We start from the raw sequence: 19,989 nt of genomic DNA, 5'->3' as shown, positions 1-19,989 counted from the left end.
GGGCAGCGTGCCTGTGGCGCCGGATCGCCTCTCGGTGACACGCTGGGCCCATGCACATCCCCTTCCTCGAGCAATGGCGCAGGCGCCACGACCGGACGGACGGTGCCCTCGGGCTCGCGGACCCGTCCTCCGACGACCTGGAGGGCGTCGCCGAGCTGCTGTCCGAGTGCGAGCTGCTGCGCGACCACGCCGAGCGTGCGGACGTGGAACTGGACGACTCGGCCGAGTCGTTGGCCGCGCTCGACCAGCTCTCGCCGCTGTGGCGCGGTGACGTCGAAGCGGAGTCGTGGCTCGGCAGCGACGCGGGCCTGTACCTGGGGACGGTTCTGGTCCGGACGGTGCCCGGAGCCTCCTGGAGTCTGGACAGCGGTCGTCCGATGGTGCGGCTCCCGTCCGGCCTGGAGGTCGACGTGCTGGAGCAGGGGCACTCCTGGGCCGAGACGGGGACACCGGAACTCTCCCAGCTCTACGCGGAGCTCTCCGAGGACTGAGGAGTGCCGCCCGGGGCGGCCGGGCCCTCCGACGGCGTGGTGTTCTCCTCCGCCTGCCCGGGTGGCTGCGGTGGCGGCGCGGTCGCCGCCCGCGTGACGTCACCGACGACCCGCACCACGTCCGGCCCGTACGCGTCCGAGTCCCGCACCTCGAGCAGCAGGCAGAAGGTTCCCTTGCGCCCGTACTTCCGGGCCAGCCGCCTGTGGTGGCGTGCCAGGTGCCGCGCTGCCGCCTGCTGGGTGACACCGCTCTGCCCGGCGAGCAGGAAGACCGGCCGGGCTCCCCGGTCACCGGTGGTCAACCGGGCCAGCAGCACGTACTCGCTCCTGCCCTTCTCCATCGGACGGCGGTCCCCACCGATGGTGAACGCAGCCCGGTCCGGGCCCGGTTCGGGTTCGGTGTTCACCACCACTCCGGGAAGGAACGCCCGCAGGTGCGCGGCGGTGCGGAGGTTGGAGGCGGGACCTCCCACGCAGAACTCCGTGCGCTCTCCGAAGCCCTGCTGGGCCTCGTCGTGCGCGACGATGTCGGGATGCGCCTCGCAGTCCTTCACCAGGGCCGCCAGGTCCAGCAGCGCGAAGGCGTCGCGGCGCGCCACCGACCAGGTCGGTGAGGCCGGGTCGCGGTTCACCACCAGCACGCATTCGGAGTGCGGAGCCAGACCGAAGAAGCGCTGCTTGCGCCGGAGCGCGCGGCGCCACAGGTAGGTGCGGGCGAACCAGCCGAGCGCTGCCGTGACGCCTGCGGCGAGGACTCCCAGCACGATTTCGCGCACACTGTCTGCCATGGGCGGAGCGTATATGTCATGTCTCCGAAGAGATGACGTCGGGCCTGGTGACCTCGACGGTCCGCGCGAATACGCTGCGTGGACTCATCAGTTGGAGGTACGCATGCGCCGACGCTCCGCACGTCTGTCGGTTCCCACCGCCCTGCTGGCCGCGACGCTGTCCACCGCGACCCTCACCGCCGCGGCAGCCCCCGCCGCGCCGGAGGCGCCGTCCCGCTCCACGCCCACGAAGACGCCGGTGGCTGTCGGCCACGGCGGCGCCGTGTCCAGCGTCGACCCGGACGCCTCGGCCATCGGCGTCGACGTGCTGCGGCACGGCGGCAACGCCGTCGACGCCGCGGTGGCCACCGCGGCCGCCCTCGGGGTCACCGAACCGTTCTCGTCGGGGCTGGGAGGAGGCGGCTACTTCGTGTACTTCGACGCCTCCACCGGACGCGTCCACACCGTGGACGGCCGGGAGCGCGCGCCCCTGAGCGCCGACGAGACCCTGTTCCAGGAGGACGGCGAACCCCTGCCCTTCTGGGACGCCGTCACCAGCGGACTCAGCGTCGGCACTCCCGGCACCCCCGCCACCTGGGAGTCGGCACTGGACTCCTGGGGCACCCTCTCCCTCGGGCAGGCACTCAAGCCCGCCACCCACCTGGCGCGCAAGGGCTTCACGGTCGACGAGACCTTCCGGTCGCAGGTCGCCGACAACGAGGAACGCTTCCGGGACTTCCCCGCCTCTGCCGAACTCTTCCTGCCGGAGGGCGAACTCCCCCGCGTCGGATCCACCCTCCGCAACCGGGACCTGGCCCGGACCTACCGGAAGCTGGCACAGCACGGCACCGACGCCTTCTACCACGGCCCCGTCGCACGCGACATCGTGCGGACCGTCCGCCACCCCCGGGTCGCCACCGGTTCCGATCGGGTCGTGCGCCCCGGAGACATGACGCCGCGTGATCTCCACGCCTACGAGGCGAAGTTCCAGGCCCCCACGCACGTGGACTACCGGGGCAGGGACGTCTACGGCATGGCGCCCTCGTCCTCCGGAGGCACCACCGTCGGCGAGGCCCTGAACATCATGGAGAACCGCGACCTCTCCGACGCCTCCCGCAAGGAGTTCCTCCACCAGTACCTCGAGGCCAGCCGGCTGGCGTACGCGGACCGGGGACGCTGGCTCGGCGACGCCGCCCACGAGGACGTCCCCGTGGACGGCCTTCTCTCCCAGGAGTTCGCCGACGCCCGGGCCTGCCTGATCCGCGACGATCAGGCCCTCACCAGCCCCGTCGCCTTCGGCGACCCCCGGAGTCCCGAGAGCTGCGAGCAGGGGACGCAGGTCGCGCCGCTGCGCTACGAGGGGCGGAGCACCACCCACCTGACGACCGCCGACCGCTGGGGCAACGTCGTCTCCTACACCCTCACCATCGAGCAGATCGGCGGCAGCGGCATGACCGTGCCCGGCCGGGGCTTCCTGCTCAACAACGAGCTCACCGACTTCTCCTTCTCGCAGGCCGACCCGGACGTCCCGGACCCCAACCTGCCCGGTCCCGGGAAGCGTCCGCGTTCCTCGATGTCGCCCACGATCGTCCTGCAGGACGGCCAGGCCGACTTCGCCCTCGGCTCGCCCGGCGGATCGACCATCATCACCACCGTGCTGCAGACCCTGGTCAACCGCGTGGACCGCGGGATGAGCCTCCCCGAGGCCATCGCCGCCCCCCGGGCCACGCAGCGCAACACCGAGCGGACCCTGGTGGAGGAGGGCCTGTACCAGGACCCGGTGCGGGGCCGCCTGGAAGCGATGGGCCACCTCTTCGAGCCGACCGGTGAGATCGGGGCCGCCACGGCCGTCGAACGTCTCGACGACGGCCGGTGGCTCGCCGCGGCCGAACCCGAGCGCCGCGGCGGCGGCTCCGCCATGGTGGTGTTCCCCCGCCACTGAGCTTCCCGCCCGTGAGCCGCCCGCGTGCCCTGCCGCATGCGGGCGGCTCACGGCCGTCCGGGCCCGCTGCTCCGTCCGCCGTAACTGCAAGATCGTTCCAGCGACCTTCTGTCGATGCCCTTGCCACCCGGGATAACGGGTTCTACGGTCACATCCTCACGCGGATCCACACGGGTAGAACCGCGGGACGGATCCGTTCACGCCCGGACCGAGGAGCAGCTCATGCCCGAAAACGTGCGCGCGGCACTCGTACAGGCCACCTGGACCGGCGACACCCGATCGATGATCGACAAGCACGAGGAGCACGCCCGCGAGGCGGCACGCCAGGGTGCGAAAGTGATCGGATTCCAGGAGGTCTTCAACGCTCCGTACTTCTGCCAGGTCCAGGACCCCGAGCACTACAAGTGGGCCGAGCCGGTACCGGACGGCCCCACGGTCCGGCGCATGCAGGACCTCGCCAGGGAACTCGGGATGGTCATCGTCGTGCCCGTCTTCGAGGTCGAGCAGTCCGGTTTCTACTACAACACCGCCGTGGTGATCGATGCGGACGGTAGCGTGCTCGGCACCTACCGCAAGCACCACATCCCCCAGGTCAAGGGGTTCTGGGAGAAGTACTACTTCAGGCCCGGAAACCTCGGCTGGCCGGTCTTCGACACCGCCGTCGGCAAGGTCGGCGTCTACATCTGCTACGACCGGCACTTCCCGGAGGGCTGGCGGGCCCTCGGCCTTGCCGGGGCCCAGATCGTGTACAACCCCTCGGCCACCTCCCGCGGCCTGTCCGCATACCTCTGGCAGCTCGAACAGCCCGCGGCAGCCGTGGCCAACGAGTACTTCGTCGCCGCCATCAACCGCGTGGGAACCGAGGAGTACGGCGACAACGACTTCTACGGAACCAGCTACTTCGTCGACCCCCGCGGCCAGTTCGTCGGCGACGTGGCCAGCGACAAGGAGGAGGAACTCCTCGTCCGCGATCTCGACATGTCGATGATCGACGAGGTCCGCCGGCAGTGGGCCTTCTACCGGGACCGGCGCCCCGACGCCTACCAGGGCCTGGTGCAGCCGTGAGCAGCCTCCACGCCAGGCACCGGGCGGTCATGCCCGACTGGCTCGGCCTCTACTACGACCGCCCGCTCGAGATCACGCACGGCGAGGGCCGCCACGTCGTGGACGCCGAGGGCAACCGCTACCTCGACTTCTTCGGCGGAATCCTCACGACGATGACCGCCCACGCGCTGCCGGAGGTCACCAAGGCCGTCAGCGAACAGGCCGGACGGATCCTGCACACCTCCACGCTCTACCTCGACCGTCACATGGTCGAACTGGCCGAACGCATCGCCGAGCTCTCCGGCATCCCCGACGCGCGCGTCTTCTTCACGACCTCCGGCACCGAGGCCAACGACGCCGCGCTGCTCCTCGCCACGGCCCACCGCCGCTCCAACCAGGTGCTCGCGCTGCGCAACAGCTACCACGGGCGCTCGTTCTCCGCGGTCGGCATCACCGGCAACCAAGCATGGTCCCCGACCAGCCTCTCGCCGTTGCAGACGCTCTACGTGCACGGCGGAGTCCGCAGCCGGGGCCCGTACGCGCACCTCGACGACGCGGCCTTCACCGAGGCGTGCGTCGAGGACCTGCGCGACATGCTCGGTCAGACGCGCGGGGGAGCGGCGGCCCTCATCGCCGAACCGATCCAGGGCGTCGGCGGCTTCACCTCGGGCCCGGACCAGCTCCTCGCCGCCTTCCGCGAGGTGCTGGACGAGCACGGCATCCTGTGGATCTCCGACGAAGTGCAGACCGGCTGGGGCCGCACCGGCGACCACTTCTGGGGATGGCAGGCCCACGACCGCTGCGGGCCTCCCGACATGCTCACCTTTGCCAAAGGCATCGGCAACGGCATGTCCGTGGGAGGCGTCGTCGCCCGTGCCGAGGTGATGAACACCCTGGACGCCAACTCGATCTCCACCTTCGGCGGCAGCCCGATCACGATGGCCGCCGCCGCGGCGAACCTCTCCCACCTGCTCGAGCACGACCTGCAGGGCAACGCCCGCCGCGTCGGAGGCCTTCTGCTGGAACGGCTCCGCGCCGCCTGCGCCGACCTCGACATGGTGCGGGAGGTGCGCGGTCGCGGCCTGATGATCGGCATCGAACTGGTCCGGCCGGGCACCGACCTGCCCGCGCCCGAAGCGGCGTCGGCCGTACTCGAAGCAGCCCGCGAGGGCGGCCTCCTCATCGGCAAGGGCGGCAGCCGCGTCGGGAGCGTGCTCCGCATCGCACCGCCGCTGTCCCTCACCGTCGACGAGGCGGAGGAGGGCGCCCGCATTCTCCGGGACGCCCTGCGGACGGCACGGCACCGACTCGAAGGGAGTGACTGAACCATGAGCACCGACCGCACCGTCATCCGGGGCGGGCTCGTCGTGACCGCCTCCGACGAGCTGCACGCCGACGTCCTCGTGGAGGACGGACGGGTCGCGGCACTGGCAGCGCACGGCAGCGACGCCGCCGCGGCCTGGACCGCCGACCACGTCCTCGACGCCACCGGGAAGTACGTCCTCCCGGGCGGCGTGGACGCCCACACCCATATGGAACTGCCCTTCGGCGGCACCTTCGCCTCCGACACCTTCGAGACAGGCACCCGTGCCGCCGCCTGGGGCGGCACCACCACCATCGTCGACTTCGCCGTGCAGGCCCAGGGCCACGCGCTGCGCGAGGGCCTGGACCAGTGGCACGCCAAGGCGGACGCCCAGTGCGCCATCGACTACGGGTTCCACATGATCGTCTCCGACGTGAACGACGACACGCTCAAGGAGATGGACCTGCTGGTCGAGGAGGGCATCACCTCCTTCAAGCTCTTCATGGCCTACCCCGGCGTCTTCTACAGCGACGACGGGCAGATCCTGCGCGCCATGCAGAAGTCCGCCGACAACGGCGCCCTCACGATGGTCCACGCCGAGAACGGCATCGCCATCGACGTCCTGGTGAAGCAGGCGCTCGAGGCCGGACACACCGACCCGCGCTACCACGGCGAGGTCCGCAAGGTGCTGCTCGAGGCGGAGGCCACCCACCGCGCCATCCAGCTGGCCCGCGTCGCCGGCGCGCCGCTGTACGTGGTGCACGTCTCCGCCGAGGAGGCCGTCGCCGAACTGGCCGCCGCCCGCGACAAGGACCTGCCGGTGTTCGGCGAGACCTGTCCGCAGTACCTCTTCCTGTCGACCGACAACCTTGCCGAACCCGACTTCCACGGTGCGAAGTACGTGTGCAGCACACCGCTCCGGCCGCGGGAGCACCAGGCCGCCCTGTGGAAGGGCCTGCGCACCGACGACCTGCAGGTCGTGTCCACCGACCACTGCCCGTTCTGCTTCAACGGGCAGAAGGAACTGGGCCGCGGCGACTTCTCGAAGATCCCGAACGGCATGCCCGGCGTGGAGCACCGCATGGACCTGCTCCACCAGGCCGTCGTCGACGGCCACATCAGCCGCCGCCGCTGGATCGAGATCGCCTGCGCCACCCCGGCCCGGATGTTCGGCCTCTACCCCAAGAAGGGCACCATCGCCCCCGGCTCCGACGCCGACATCGTGCTGTACGACCCGACGGCCGAACAGGTGCTGTCGGTGGACACCCACCACATGAACGTCGACTACTCGGCCTACGAGGGCAAGCGCGTCACCGGCCGGGTCGAGACCGTGCTCTCCCGCGGACGGACGGTCATCGACGACCGCAGCTACGTGGGGCACGCCGGTCACGGCCAGTACACCCCGCGCGGCACCTGCCAGTTCCTCCGCTGAGCCCGGGGCCCGCCACACCCACCTCACCGTCACCGGACACCCACAGGAGGCCGCCGGCCATGGATTTCGGACTCGTCCTGCAGACCGACCCACCAGCTGCCGCCACCGTCGGCCTGATGCGCCGTGCGGAACGCAACGGCTTCCGCCACGGCTGGACGTTCGACTCCGCGGTGCTCTGGCAGGAGCCCTACGTCATCCACAGCCGCATCCTCGCCGAGACGGAACGGCTGAGCGTGGGCCCCATGGTGACCAACCCGGGCACCCGCACCTGGGAGGTCACCGCCTCCACCTTCGCCACCCTCAACGAGATGTACGGCAACCGGACCGTGTGCGGCATCGGACGCGGCGACTCCGCGATGCGCGTCGCCGGACGCCGGCCGAACACCCTGGCACGGCTCAGCGAGGCGATGCGGGTCATCCGCGACCTCGCCGAAGGACGCGAGACCGAGGTCGACGGCACCCCGCTGCGCCTGCCGTGGGTGCGCGACGGCCGCCTGCCGGTGTGGATGGCCGCGTACGGCCCGAAGGCACTGGCCATGGCCGGCCGCGAGGCGGACGGCTTCATCCTCCAGCTCGCCGACCCCTACCTCACCGAATGGATGATCCACGCGGTGCGGGAGGCCGCCACCGAGGCCGGTCGTGATCCGGGCGAGGTGGCGATCTGCGTCGCCGCCCCCGCCTACGTCACCGACGACGACAGCGCCGAGGCGCTCGCACACGCCCGCGAGCAGTGCCGCTGGTTCGGGGGCATGGTCGGCAACCACGTCGCCGACCTGGTCGCCCGCTACGGCGCGCAGTCGTCCGCCGTGCCGGAGGAACTCACCGACTACATCAAGGCCCGGCACGGCTACGACTACGCGCACCACGGCCGGGCGGGCAACCCCGACACCGCCTTCGTGCCGGACGAGATCGTGGACCGGTTCTGTCTGATCGGCCCCGTGGAGACCCACCTCGAACGGCTCCGCAGGCTCCGCGACCTCGGTGTCGACCAGTTCGCCGTCTACGCCATGCACGACGCGAAGGAAGCCGTGATCGACACCTACGGAGACCACGTCATCCCCGCCTTCCAGGAATGAGCCGAACAGACGAGGTGCAGCCATGACCGGGACCGTACCGACCGCACCGGACCCGTCCGGTGACGTGACCACCGACGGCAGAGTGGAACCGCCGCCCGGCGCGATACCCGACGGCAGTCGCTACGCCAACGCCGACCTGCAACCGGTGCCGCTGGCCGAACGCCGGTGGACGACGTACAACTTCGCCGCCCTGTGGATCGGCATGGCCGTCAACATCCCCTCGTGGACGCTCGCCTCGGGCCTGGTAGCGCTCGGCATGGACTGGAAGCAGGCCGTGCTCACCATCGCACTGGCCAACGTGATCGTGCTGCTGCCGATGCTGCTCACCGGGCACGCCGGCCCCAAGTACGGCATCCCCTTCCCGGTTCTCGCCCGGGCCTCCTTCGGCGTGGTCGGCGCCAACCTGCCGGCCCTGCTGCGCGGACTGGTGGCGTGCGCCTGGTTCGGCATCCAGACCTGGATCGGCGGGCAGTCGATCTACTTCCTGGCGGGGAAGGTCTTCGGCGGCGGCAGCTGGTGGGCGCAGGCCGGCGAGACCTTCGGCTACCCGTGGACGCAGTGGCTGTCGTTCCTGCTCTTCTTCCTCATCGAAGTGGTCGTCATCGTGCGCGGCATGGACGCCGTCCGGCACCTGGAGAACTGGGCGGCCCCGCTGATGCTGGCCGGCGCGGTGGCGCTGCTGTGGTGGATCGCCGGCAAGGCGGGCGGCTTCGGCCCACTCCTCGACCAGCCCTCCCAACTGGGCTGGGGCCCCGACTTCTGGCCCGTCTTCTTCCCCGCCCTGATGGGCATGATCGGCTTCTGGTCCACGCTGTCGCTCAACATCCCCGACTTCACCCGCTTCGGCGCCGGTCAGCGTGCCCAGGTCTGGGGACAGTCGCTGGGCCTGCCGACCACCATGGCCGTCTTCGCCCTGCTGTCCGTGCTGGTCACCTCCGGTTCCCAGGCGGTCTACGGCGAACCGATCTGGGACCCCAGCCAGCTCGCCGCGCGCATGGACAGCACCGTCGGTGTGCTGTTCGCCCTGCTCGTCGTCCTGATGGCCACCCTCAGCACCAACATCGCCGCCAACCTGGTCAGCCCCGCCTACGACCTGTCGAACCTCGCCCCGCGGCTCATCACCTTCCGCCGCGGAGCGGTCCTGGCCTGCTTCATCGGCGTCGTCATCTTCCCCTGGAAGCTCATCGAGAACCCCTCCGTCTACATCTTCACCTGGTTGGGAACCGTGGGCGGCCTCCTCGGCACCGTCGCCGGCATCCTCATCGCCGACTACTGGCTGCTGCGCCGCACCAAGCTGGACCCGGCCGACCTCTACCGCGACGGCAGCGGCCGCTACTGGTACACGGCCGGCTGGAACTGGCGGGCCCTGGCGGCCTTCACGGCCGGCGGGCTGCTCGCCGTCGGCGGCTCCTACTCCGGTGACGGCTCCGGCCCGTTCCCGGCCGACGGACTCGTCCCGTTCCTGCAACCCCTCGCCGACTACGGATGGGCCGTCGGACTCTTCAGCAGCGCCCTGCTGTATCTGGTCCTGACGACCCTGGCCCCGCCCCGCCGCGGCGTCCCCGCGGAGCAGCCTGTGCACACCAGCGACCGGGCAGCAGGGTGACCGTCGGCGCATGCCGGCCGGTCCGTACCCGGTGTCCGTGCCGTGTAGCTGCTCTTGAACCAGTGGGGACGGTCGCCACCGAAGGTGTACCGCTCTGCGCTCATGTTGCTGCTTCTCCTGCCAGACGGTCGATGAGACGCGCAGACTCCTCGACGTTCAGGGGCTGCGAACGCAGCTTGCCATACCTCAGGCAGAGGCCGCTGACAGTGTCCGGATCACCGACTACCGTGCCGACACCTTGCGACTCCAGGTATGCGGCATGCTGGTGTTCTGCCGTCTCCAGCACGACGAATGCGCCGTTCAAGCCGGGGTGGAAGCCCTGCCCCGACGGCATGACCTGGATCTCCAGGTTGCGCTGCGTGCGCAACGTGAGCAGCTGTTCCAGTTGAACCCTCATCACGTCCCGGCCGCCAATCGGATCGATCACGGCGGACTCTCCGATTGCGAAGGAGAGTTCGACCATCGGCACGTTGTCGAGCAGCTTCTGTCGGCTGAGTCGTGCCTCCACCTGCTGGTCGACGGCCTCGTCGCCGAGCGGCGGGCAGTGGCCGGTGAACACTGCTCGTGCGTAGTCCTCGGTCTGCAACAACCCGGGGATCAGCAAGGGATCGTTACTCCAGGAGCGCGAAGTTGCGGAAGAACGCCGGGAGTTTGGCGTGATCCACGTCTCCCTGGAGCACGAGCAGTGCGACCATGGCGTTCACGGCCTGGTCGGCGGCTTCCGTAAAGATCACCTTCGCCGGACGCCGCCCCTGCTCCACAGAGGCGACCTGCTCGACCGAGTAACCAATGGCGTCACCGAGCTGCTGCCGGGACATCTGGGCGCGGTCCCGGAACAGCCGCAGCAGTTTGCCGTACGCGAACCACACCGCCGGCCGCTCGTCTTCCCTTCCGGGCTTCCTCGTCGGACGTCTGTTCCCCATGGTCCGCACCCGGCCTTCCCGGCTCGTCCCGTTGCCTCCGACGGGGCTCAGTTGCCCCGACCGGACGAGGTGGTCACGGAGTCGGCCAACGGTCTCGCGCCGGGCCGCTCCGGATTCGCGGACGGGCGGCGCCGCCCACAGCCCCCGCCGCCGGGGGCGTCAGCGGGGGCTGTCCGCCAGGCCGGTGAGGAGGCCCGGCAGGGCGACACCGATCGGCTCCCGGACCACCTCCTCGGCGAGCCCGTCGTAGGGAGTGGGTTCCGCGTTCACGATCACCAGCCGGGCACCGTGTTCGGCGGCGAGTCCGGCCAGCGAGGCAGCCGGTTGGACCTGGAGGCTGGTGCCCACGGCCACGAAGACGTCGCAGGCCTTGGAGACGGCCACCGCCTGCCCCAGCACCTCCGGGTCCAGCGACTGACCGAACATCACGGTCGCGGACTTCAGGATGCCGCCGCAACCGCGGCACTCCGGATCCTCCTCGCCCGCCTCCACCCGGGCGAGCGCCTCGGCCATCGTGCTCGCGGCCCCGCAGCGGGTGCACGTCACCCGCCGCGAGGTGCCGTGCAGTTCGAGCACCTTGCGGTCCGGCACGCCGGCAAGCTGGTGCAGACCGTCCACGTTCTGCGTCAGGACACGCACCGGCGTACCCGACTGCTCCAGGTGGGCCACGGCCCGGTGCGCATCGTTCGGTTCCGCGTTCCACAGCGGACTGTCCCGCCGCATCCGCCACGACCGGCGCCGGATCTCCGGATCCGCCATATAGGAGTCGAAGGTCACGAGTTTCTCGGCCTCGGGGTCCTTCTTCCAGAGCCCCTGCGGTCCCCGGTAGTCGGGAATCCCGGAATCCGTGGAGATGCCCGCGCCGCTGAGGATCGCCACCAGCGGCCGTCCGTCCCGTCCCGTGCTCTCGTCGGCGCCCATACGCGCAGCGTACGCTCCCGCCATGTTCACCACCCGGCCCACGCTCCAAGGCACCTTCGGCATGGCCGCCGGCACGCACTGGCTGGCCGCGCAGACCGCCATGGCCGTACTCGAGGACGACGGCAACGCGTTCGACGCGGCGGTCGCAGCCGGCTTCGTCCTCCAGGTCGTCGAACCCCACCTCAACGGACCGGCGGGCGAGGTCCCCGTCGTCCTCGCCCCCGCAGGCGGCCCCGTGCGCGTCCTGTGCGGCCAGGGAGTGGCCCCCGCGGCGGCAACCCCCGCGCACTACGCCGGACTGGGCCTGGACCTGGTCCCGGGGACGGGCCCGCTGGCCGCAGCCGTTCCCGGCGCGTTCGACGCCTGGGCGATCCTGCTGCGCGACCACGGCACCAAACGGCTGCGCGACGTCCTCACCCATGCCATCGGCTATGCCGAGCGGGGGCACCCTGCCGTGGAGCGCATCGGGGAGACCGTGGAGACGGTGCGTGAACTCTTCGAGACGGAGTGGACCGACTCCGCCGCCCAGTACCTGCCCGACGGCCACCCGCCCCGGCCGGGGGCCCTGCTCCGCAACCCCGCGCTCGCCCGCACCTGGCAGCGGCTGCTCTCCGAGGCGGAGGCGGCGGGCAGCGACCGCGAGGCACAGATCGAGGCCGCGCGCCGTGCCTGGCGCGAGGGGTTCGTCGCCGAGGCGCTGGTCTCGGCCGCGGCCCGACCGACCATGGACACCTCCGGGGAACGGCACCGGGGCACTCTCACCGGAGACGACCTCGCCCGCTGGGAGGCCACGTACGAGGAACCGGTGACACACACCTGGAACGGATGGACCGTCTGCAAGGCCGGCCCGTGGTCCCAGGGGCCCAGCCTGCTGCAGCAGCTCGCGCTGCTGCCCGACGACCTCGGCGAGGCGTACGGCAGCGCCGAGTACGTGCACCGGCTCGTCGAGGGGACCAAGCTCGCCATGGCGGACCGGGAGGCCTGGTACGGCGACGCCGAAGGCGCGCACACCGTCCCGCTCGGCGCGCTGCTCTCGCCCGCGTACAACGCCGAACGCCGCCGCCTCGTCGACGGCACCGCCTCCCACGCACTCCGCCCCGGAGCGCCGGACGGCCGCACCCCGCGCCTGCCGCGGGCGGTCCGGACGAGCCCGGGAAGGGACCTGCCCGCCGCGGGCACCGGCGAACCGACCGTCCCGCCTCACACCGGGTCCGGCGGTGCGGACCCGCAGGTCGCCGCGGACGGCCGGAGCCGCGGCGACACCTGCCACATCGACGTCGTGGACCGCTGGGGAAACATGGTGAGCGCCACCCCCAGCGGGGGTTGGCTGCAGTCCAATCCCGTAATTCCCGAGCTGGGCTTCCCGCTGGGCACCCGGCTCCAGATGGCCTGGCTCGAGTCGGGGCTGCCGAACACCCTCACACCCGGGCGCCGCCCCCGCACCACGCTCACACCGTCACTCGCTCTCCGCGACGGGGAGCCGGTCATGGCCTTCGGCACTCCGGGCGGGGACCAGCAGGACCAGTGGCAGCTGCACTTCCTGCTGGCCGTCGCCCTCCGCGCCCCCGTGCGCGGCGGACCGGACCTGCAGGGGGCCGTCGATGCCCCGAACTGGCACACCGAGAGCTTCCCCGGCTCCTTCTACCCCCGCACCATGCGTCCCGGGAGCCTCGTGGTCGAGTCGCGGATCGGGGAGGAGACCGTTGCCGCGCTCCGCTCCCGCGGACACCGCGTCACCGTCGGGCCGCCCTGGTCGGAGGGCCGGCTGAGCGCCGTCGCCCGGGACCCGGAGACGGGCGTGCTGAGCGCCGCCGCCAATCCGCGGGGCATGCAGGGGTACGCGGTCGGCCGCTGAGAGAGCGGAACCCGGTCGCCGACTCCGCGATGCGCCGGGGGGCGGCCGGGCGTGCTTGTATGGAAGACATGATCGACGATGCCCTGGTCTTCGGAGCGGAGGAAGCGGTGCGCAAGGCCGCCGCGGAAGAGGTCATGCCCCGATGGCGTCAGCCGGACACGCACGGCGTGGCGGAGAAGACCGGGCCGCACGACCTCGTGACTCTCGCCGACCGCAGGGCGGAGGCCCATCTGACGCGGGCCCTCACCCAGCTGCTTCCCGGCTCGGTCGTCGTCGGCGAGGAGTCCGTGCACGACGAGCCGGGCCGCTACGAGGCGCTCGGCGGCCCCGACCCGGTGTGGATCGTCGACCCCGTCGACGGAACCCGCCAGTTCGTCCGCGGCGAGAACGGTTTCTGCATGCTGCTCGCCCTTGCGCACCACGGGGAACTGCTCGCTTCGTGGACGTACCTGCCGGCCCGCGGCGAGATGGCCGTCGCCCGGCGACGCGGCGGGGCCCTGCTCAACGGCGAGGCGCTGTACGCGGGCAGGCCGGACGGCGACAAGGTGTTGGAAGTCGCCACCTCCCACCCGGACTTCACCACCGATGCGCAGAAGCGGGCACTGCTGGGGCTGCACGCCGAGGGTGTCGCCCCCCGTCCCTGCAGTGCCGCCGGGGTGGAGTACCTGCGCGTGGCACAGGGCGTACTGGACGCGGTCGCGTTCTCGTGGGAGAGCGCCTGGGACCACGCGGCGGGGCTGCTGCTCGTCGCCGAGGCGGGCGGTGCGCAGCAGACGATCACGGGAGATCCCTTCCGGCTCGCCGGGAACAACGCTCTTCCCTTCACCGCGGCGCGCGACGCGGCGACCGCGGGGCGTATCGTCGACCTCCTGCGCGCCAGTAGCTGATCAACCGGTGAGGGGAGAGCCGAAGTGGCGTCGATCCGGGACGCGGTGGTGGTGGGAGCCGGGCCCAATGGGCTGACGGCGGCGGTCGAACTGGCCCGCCGCGGCTTCTCGGTGGAGTTGTTCGAGGCGTTGGACAGCGTGGGAGGCGGGGCACGCACCGAGGAGCTGACACTGCCCGGCTTCCGGCACGATCCGTGCGCCGCCGCGCACCCCACCGGTGCCAACTCGCCCGCCTTCCGCAGCATGCCGCTGCGGGACCACGGCCTCCACTGGCTGGAGAGCGAACTGGCGATGGCCCATCCGTTCCCCGACGGCACCGCGGCCGTGCTCTCCCGCTCGGTGGGGGAGACGGCGGCCTCGCTCGGTGCGCGGGACGCCGGTACGTACCGGCGGCTGGTGGAACCCCTGCTGGACCGCTGGGACGCGCTCGCGGAGGACTTCCTGGGCCTGGGGTCGGCGCTGAACGGGCGCCTCCCGCGCGACCCGCTCACGCTGGCCCGTTTCGGCCTGACCGGGCTGCAGCCGGCGTCGTGGGTCAACCGCCGGTTCCGCGACGAGAAGGCGCGCGGCATGATCGCCGGGCTCGCGGGCCACGTCATTGCCCCCACCTCGACCTTCGCGACGGCCGGTATCGCCCTGGTGTTCGCGCTCGCCGCCCACGCCCGGGGATGGCCCGTCGCCCGTGGCGGATCGCAGGCGATCTCCGACGCCCTCGCCTCCTACCTGCGCGCCCTGGGCGGCGCCGTGCACACGGGCGTCGAGGTGAAGCGCCTCGACGATCTGCCGCCGGCGCGGGCGTACGTGTTCGACACCTCGCCGACCTCCCTGGCACGCATCGCCGGCCTGGGGAACGCCTACGCGGGCTACCGGTACGGGCCCGCAGTCTTCAAGATCGACTACGCCCTGGACGGGCCCGTGCCGTGGACCGCGCCCGACGCCCGCCGGGCGACGACCGTCCACGTCGGACCGACCGCCGGTCTCATCGACGACGCGATGCGGCGTGCGGTGGACGGCCGCGATCCCCGGCGGCCGTTCCTCATCACCACGCAGCCCGTCCTGGCCGACCCCACCCGGGCGCCCGAGGGGCGACACGTGTTCTGGGTGTACGGGCACGTGCCCAACGGATGGGAGGGGGATGCCACGCGGGTCGTCGAGGACCAACTGGAACGGTTCGCCCCCGGGTTCCGGGACCGAGTCCTGGCCCGCGCGACCGCGGGTCCGCCCGAGTTGGCGTCGCGCAACGCCAACTACGTCGGCGGCGACATCGCCTGCGGCTCCGCGTCCGGACTGCAGCTCCTGCTCCGGCCGAAACTCGCCCGCGTCCCCTACACGACCCGGCACCCCGCGGTGTACCTCTGCTCCTCCGCAACACCGCCCGGACCGGGGGTCCACGGCATGTCCGGCCACCACGCCGCGCGAGCGGTGTGGCGGCGCCTCGCCCTCGGCCGCTGACCGCTCCCGCGCCGCTCCCTCCGGCGCCGCGGACGCCGCCCTCGCGCCCGCCGCACCGGACCCCGGTGCAGGAGTCCCGTGCCTTCCTCGCGGCCTTCCGAGGCGCCTTCCTGGTGACACCGACCCTGTCCCGGATAGGGTCGGGCGGCGCGACCGCCGGGCTCGACAGGCAAGGAACACAGATTCACATGGCTCAGACAGGGCGGGTGCTGATCGCCGCCGACAAGTTCAAGGGCTCGCTCACGGCCGTGCAGGTCGCCGAGCACGTCACCGCCGGACTGCACCGGGCCCGCCCGGACCTCGAGATCGAGGCGCTTCCCGTGGCGGACGGCGGCGACGGGAGTGTCGCCGCGGCCGTTGCCGCCGGTTTCGAGCGCCACGAGGTGGCGGTGACCGGTCCGCTGGGTGCCCCGGTGACCGCCGGCTTCGCCCTGCGCGACGGCACCGCCGTGGTGGAGATGGCGCAGGCTTCCGGGCTGCGCCTGCTCCCCGAGGGCGTCCATGCCCCGCTCACCGCGACGACGTACGGCACCGGCGAGGTCGTGCGCGCCGCGCTGGAGGCCGGCGCCCGCACGATCGTGCTCGGTGTCGGCGGATCCGCCACCGTCGACGGCGGGGTCGGGATGCTGGAGGCCCTCGGAGGGCGCTTCCTGGACGTCGACGGAGACCCGGTGTCGTGGGGCGGCGGCCCGCTCCGCGAACTGGACACGGTGGACCTGTCGCAGCTCGATCCGCGGCTCGAGGGCGCCGAGGTGGTGCTCGCCGGCGATGTGGACAACCCACTCACGGGGCCCAAGGGGGCGGCGGCGGTGTACGGGCCCCAGAAGGGCGCCTCCGAATCCGACGTCGTGGTGCTGGAGACCGGACTGGAGCGGTTGGTGGAGGTGCTGGCCTCCACCGCCCCGACGACGGGTCCCGACGCTGCCGAGGCCGCCCGGGCGCCCGGAGCCGGCGCCGCCGGCGGGGTGGGCTTCGCCGCGCTCGTCGGCCTGGGCGCGACCTTCCGGCCCGGAATCGAGGTACTGCTGGGTGTCCTGGGTTTCGCCGAGGCCGTGGAGCGCGCCTCGCTGGTCGTCACCGGCGAGGGATCGCTCGATGCGCAGACCCTGCACGGCAAGGCCCCGGCCGGGGTCGCCGCCGCCTCCCGTGCCGCGGGCAAGCGCGTGGTCGCCGTGTGCGGCCGCCTGGAGGTCGACGAGGCGGACCTGGCGGGAGCCGGTGTGGCCGCGGCCTACCCCCTCACCGCGGTGGAGTCCGACCCCGGGCGCTGCATGGCCGAAGCCGGTCCGCTGCTGGAGAAGGTCGCCGAACGGCTCGCGGAGGAGCAGCTCCGGTCGCTCTGAACGCGGGTGCTCCCGTCCGCACGCGAGAGGGGTTCCGGGCACTGCCCGGAACCCCTCTCGCGTGCGCGCCCCGTTTCGGACCGACTAGCTCTGGGCCGCCGTACGGGCCTCACGCCGGTTGTCCCGGAAGGTGTTGACCCTGCGCGCCGTCGCGAACAGCGGAATGACCGCGCCGAGCACGACCTGGAGAGCGCATCCGGTCTGCAGCAGCAGTTCCCCGCTGGGGGCGTCGAACGCCCACGCCGCGAGCATGCCCATGCTGAGCACGATCCAGCTCAACATGGCCACGGCGAGCCGACCGCGCGGCTTGGGGTACTCCACGCGACTCACCATCAGCCATGCCACACCGATGATCGCCAGCAGCGTGGGGATGAAGGGCAGCTCCAGCAGCACGATCGACACGACCGTCAGGGCCCCGAACGGACTGGGCATCCCCTGGAAGATGCCGTCGCGCAGGGTGACGCACGAGAAGCGTGCGAGACGCAGCACCACGGCCAGCAGCACGACCACCGCGGCGACCACAGACACCCGCTGGTGGGCGTCGGAGGCGACCATGCCCCACACGGCCACGAAGTACGCGGGAGCCAGTCCGAAGCTCACCAGGTCCGACAGGTTGTCCAACTCGGCGCCCATGGCCGAACTGCGCAGCTTCCGCGCCACCAGGCCGTCGAAGAGGTCGAAGACCGAGGCGAGCAGCATGAGGATGACGGCGGTCGCCGCCGAGTGGCGGGCCATGCCGCCGTCCTCGTTGCCCATCAGATGCGGGATCAGCACACCGGTGGTGGTGAAGTACACCGCGAGGAATCCGCACGTGGCGTTGCCCAGCGTCAGGGTGTCCGCTATGGAGAGCCGCATCGAGAGCGGCATCTCGTCGTCGTCCGCCTCGGGCACCCATGCCGCCTGGGTGTCGGAATCAATCACGGTCAAGGCGTGTCACCCCTGCAGTCGTCGCCTGGCCGACCTCGACGGCCGGCTCGATGCCGCGCGGGAGGTAGATGTCCACCCGCGACCCGAAGCGGATGAGGCCGATGCGCTCGCCCTGCTCCACCTTCGTGCCCTCCGGGACGTAGGGGATGATGCGGCGGGCGACGGTACCGGCGATCTGGATCATTTCGACATCGCCGATCTCGGTGTCGAAGTGCCAGACGACGCGCTCGTTGTTCTCGCTCTCCTTGTTGAACGCCGGGACGAAACCGCCGGGGACGTGTTCCACGGAGGTCACGGTTCCGGCGAGCGGAGCGCGGTTGACGTGCACGTTGAGCGGGCTCATGAAGATCGCGACCCTGGTGCGTCCGTCCTGCCACGGCATGATGCTCTGCACCACGCCGTCGGCCGGGGAGATCACCCTGCCCGGGGCGATCTCGCGCTCCGGGTCGCGGAAGAACCACAGCATGCCTGCAGCGAGAGCTGTGGCGGGTACGGCCACCGCCCTCGCACGTCCGGAGCGGCGGGCGCGTACGAGGCTCACTGCGGCCGTGGCCACAGTGGGGAGGAGCCACGGCGACGCTCCGCGCGCGAGGCGGACTCGGCCGCTGGTTGCAGAGGATGGGCTGTGGGACATGGAAGACCTTCGTAGCGGAGGGGGCCGCTTCGACACGCGGGACGGCGGCTTTCCGGGATGCTACCGGTTACTGGTGGCAACTGGGCAAGCCAGAGGGCCATTCAGCGCCGGAAACCGCTGGTCCGAACAACCTCCCGGCGTGCCGGGGAAGTGCTCGGACCAGCGATGCTGCGGACGCCTCAGCCCTGGAGCCGGTATTCCTCCAGCAGCCTGCGCCCGACGATCATCTTCTGGATCTCGGCGGTTCCTTCACCGATGAGGAGCATCGGTGCCTCACGGTAGAGGCGCTCGATCTCGTACTCCTTCGAGAAACCGTACCCTCCGTGGATGCGGAAAGCGTCCTCCACGACCTCCTTGCAGTACTCGGAGGCGAGATATTTGGCCATTCCAGCCTCGAGGTCGTTGCGCTCCCCGGAGTCCTTCTTGCGGGCCGCGCCCACCATCAAGGCGTGGGCCGCCTCGACCTTGGTACCCATTTCGGCCAGCTTGAACTGGATGGCCTGGTGCTCGGAAATCGGTTTGCCGAAGGTGTGGCGTTGCTGTGCGTAGTCGATGCCCAATTCGAAGGCGCGTCGGGCGACCCCGCAGCCGCGGGCGGCGACGTTGACCCGGCCGACCTCGACACCGTCCATCATCTGGTAGAAGCCGCGACCGGTCTCGCCGCCGAGTACCCGGTCCGCGGGGATCCGCAGGCCGTCCATGATCAACTCGGTGGTGTCGACGCCCTTGTAGCCCATCTTGTCGATCTTGCCCGGGACGGTGAGGCCGGGGCGCACCTCGCCGAACCCCGGCTCCTTCTCCACCAGGAACGTGGTCATCGACCTGTGGGGCGGCGTGCCCTCGGGCTGCCCCTCGTCGGTGCGGCACAGCACCGCGACGAGCGTGGCGGACCCTCCGTTGGTCAGCCACATCTTCTGGCCGTCCAGGACGTACGCGTCGCCGTCCCGCACCCCCTTGGAGGTGATCGCGGACACGTCCGACCCGAGCCCCGGTTCGGACATCGAGAACGCGCCGCGCACCTCGCCGGTCGCCATCTTCGGGAGGAAGGCGTCCTTCTGCTCCTGCGTGCCGTGCTGCTTGAGCATGTAGGCGACGATGAAGTGCGTGTTGATGATGCCGGACACGCTCATCCAGCCCCGTGCGATCTCCTCCACGCACAGCGCGTAGGTCAGGAGCGATTCGCCCAGGCCGCCGTACTCCTCGGGGATCATCAGCCCGAAGACCCCGAGTTCCTTGAGGCCCTCGACGATGTCGGTCGGGTACTCGTCCCGGTGCTCCAGTTCGGTCGCGACCGGGAGGATCTCCTTGTCGACGAAGCTCCGGACAGTGGAGACGATCTCCTGCTGGACGTCCGTCAGCCCCTCGGTGCGTGCGAGCCTGCCCATG

The 19,989-nt window shown here is 71.3% G+C and carries 18 protein-coding genes; 11 read left to right on the top strand and 7 right to left on the bottom strand.

What is annotated here, in order from left to right; translation table 11 throughout:
* The first annotated feature begins 50 nt into the window (after nt 1–50).
* Nucleotides 51–491 (top strand): DUF6278 family protein, encoded by a 441-nt coding sequence (locus tag ACL06G_RS13950; protein WP_412786090.1) that lies wholly within the window; start codon nt 51–53, stop codon nt 489–491.
* On the opposite strand, the gene ACL06G_RS13945 is transcribed toward ACL06G_RS13950, so the two are convergent.
* The gene (locus ACL06G_RS13945) at nt 467–1,279 is read right to left on the bottom strand and encodes a hypothetical protein (RefSeq protein WP_412786089.1); all 813 of its coding nucleotides are present in this window, start codon (nt 1,277–1,279) and stop codon (nt 467–469) included. The genes ACL06G_RS13950 and ACL06G_RS13945 overlap by 25 nt on opposite strands.
* A gap of 103 nt (nt 1,280–1,382) precedes the next feature.
* On the opposite strand from ACL06G_RS13945, the gene ggt reads away from it, so the two are divergent.
* The 6 genes from ggt to ACL06G_RS13915 all read left to right on the top strand — a co-directional run bounded on the left by ggt (nt 1,383) and on the right by ACL06G_RS13915 (nt 9,661).
* Nucleotides 1,383–3,200, top strand: coding sequence for a gamma-glutamyltransferase (ggt, locus tag ACL06G_RS13940; RefSeq protein ID WP_412786088.1), 1,818 nt, complete (start codon nt 1,383–1,385; stop codon nt 3,198–3,200).
* A 222-nt stretch (nt 3,201–3,422) separates the two neighbouring features.
* Complete coding sequence (locus ACL06G_RS13935; RefSeq protein ID WP_412835958.1) at nt 3,423–4,265, top strand: nitrilase-related carbon-nitrogen hydrolase; 843 nt, start codon at nt 3,423–3,425, stop codon at nt 4,263–4,265.
* Nucleotides 4,266–4,294: 29 nt separating this feature from the next.
* Nucleotides 4,295–5,569: an aspartate aminotransferase family protein gene (locus tag ACL06G_RS13930; protein WP_412786158.1), complete on the top strand. Its 1,275-nt coding sequence runs from the start codon at nt 4,295–4,297 to the stop codon at nt 5,567–5,569.
* Between the two features lie 3 nt (nt 5,570–5,572).
* Nucleotides 5,573–6,979 carry a dihydropyrimidinase gene (gene hydA, locus ACL06G_RS13925; RefSeq protein WP_412786086.1) on the top strand — a complete coding sequence of 469 codons (1,407 nt, stop codon included), beginning with the start codon at nt 5,573–5,575 and terminating at the stop codon, nt 6,977–6,979.
* Between the two features lie 59 nt (nt 6,980–7,038).
* Entirely contained in the window at nt 7,039–8,055 is a 1,017-nt protein-coding gene (locus ACL06G_RS13920) for a TIGR03842 family LLM class F420-dependent oxidoreductase (RefSeq protein ID WP_412786085.1), read from the top strand.
* A 22-nt stretch (nt 8,056–8,077) separates the two neighbouring features.
* A complete protein-coding gene (locus ACL06G_RS13915; RefSeq protein ID WP_412786084.1) occupies nt 8,078–9,661 on the top strand; it encodes an NCS1 family nucleobase:cation symporter-1 in 1,584 nt (527 codons plus the stop codon).
* A gap of 100 nt (nt 9,662–9,761) precedes the next feature.
* On the opposite strand, the gene ACL06G_RS13910 is transcribed toward ACL06G_RS13915, so the two are convergent.
* The 3 genes from ACL06G_RS13910 to ACL06G_RS13900 all read right to left on the bottom strand — a co-directional run bounded on the left by ACL06G_RS13910 (nt 9,762) and on the right by ACL06G_RS13900 (nt 11,505).
* Nucleotides 9,762–10,265: a DUF5753 domain-containing protein gene (locus ACL06G_RS13910; RefSeq protein ID WP_412835957.1), complete on the bottom strand. Its 504-nt coding sequence runs from the start codon at nt 10,263–10,265 to the stop codon at nt 9,762–9,764.
* A 7-nt stretch (nt 10,266–10,272) separates the two neighbouring features.
* A complete protein-coding gene (locus ACL06G_RS13905; protein WP_412835956.1) occupies nt 10,273–10,584 on the bottom strand; it encodes a helix-turn-helix domain-containing protein in 312 nt (103 codons plus the stop codon).
* Between the two features lie 159 nt (nt 10,585–10,743).
* On the bottom strand, nt 10,744–11,505 hold the full coding sequence (locus tag ACL06G_RS13900; protein ID WP_412786081.1) for an SIR2 family NAD-dependent protein deacylase: 762 nt from the start codon (nt 11,503–11,505) through the stop codon (nt 10,744–10,746).
* A gap of 22 nt (nt 11,506–11,527) precedes the next feature.
* Between ACL06G_RS13900 and ACL06G_RS13895 the strand changes: the two genes are divergently transcribed.
* From ACL06G_RS13895 to ACL06G_RS13880, 4 genes are all read left to right on the top strand, one after another.
* Complete coding sequence (locus ACL06G_RS13895; RefSeq protein ID WP_412835955.1) at nt 11,528–13,360, top strand: gamma-glutamyltransferase family protein; 1,833 nt, start codon at nt 11,528–11,530, stop codon at nt 13,358–13,360.
* Nucleotides 13,361–13,428: 68 nt separating this feature from the next.
* Entirely contained in the window at nt 13,429–14,247 is an 819-nt protein-coding gene (locus ACL06G_RS13890) for an inositol monophosphatase family protein (protein ID WP_412786079.1), read from the top strand.
* 24 nt (nt 14,248–14,271) lie between these two features.
* Entirely contained in the window at nt 14,272–15,699 is a 1,428-nt protein-coding gene (locus ACL06G_RS13885; RefSeq protein WP_412786078.1) for a phytoene desaturase family protein, read from the top strand.
* Between the two features lie 188 nt (nt 15,700–15,887).
* Nucleotides 15,888–17,042 carry a glycerate kinase gene (locus ACL06G_RS13880; protein WP_412835954.1) on the top strand — a complete coding sequence of 385 codons (1,155 nt, stop codon included), beginning with the start codon at nt 15,888–15,890 and terminating at the stop codon, nt 17,040–17,042.
* An 84-nt stretch (nt 17,043–17,126) separates the two neighbouring features.
* Here the strand turns inward: ACL06G_RS13880 and pssA are convergent, their stop codons facing one another.
* The 3 genes from pssA to ACL06G_RS13865 form a co-directional block, all read right to left on the bottom strand.
* Entirely contained in the window at nt 17,127–17,969 is an 843-nt protein-coding gene (gene pssA, locus ACL06G_RS13875) for a CDP-diacylglycerol--serine O-phosphatidyltransferase (RefSeq protein WP_412786076.1), read from the bottom strand.
* Nucleotides 17,956–18,603, bottom strand: a complete 648-nt coding sequence (locus ACL06G_RS13870) for a phosphatidylserine decarboxylase (RefSeq protein ID WP_412786075.1) — start codon at nt 18,601–18,603, stop codon at nt 17,956–17,958. The genes pssA and ACL06G_RS13870 overlap by 14 nt, the downstream gene beginning before the upstream one ends.
* Before the next feature lie 179 nt (nt 18,604–18,782).
* The gene (locus ACL06G_RS13865) at nt 18,783–19,988 is read right to left on the bottom strand and encodes an acyl-CoA dehydrogenase family protein (RefSeq protein WP_412786074.1); all 1,206 of its coding nucleotides are present in this window, start codon (nt 19,986–19,988) and stop codon (nt 18,783–18,785) included.
* Nucleotide 19,989 lies beyond the last annotated feature (1 nt).

This window comes from Streptomyces callyspongiae, assembly GCF_047200695.1.
Taxonomy (GTDB): domain Bacteria; phylum Actinomycetota; class Actinomycetes; order Streptomycetales; family Streptomycetaceae; genus Streptomyces.
This window is presented reverse-complemented; position numbering and strand designations above follow the sequence as displayed.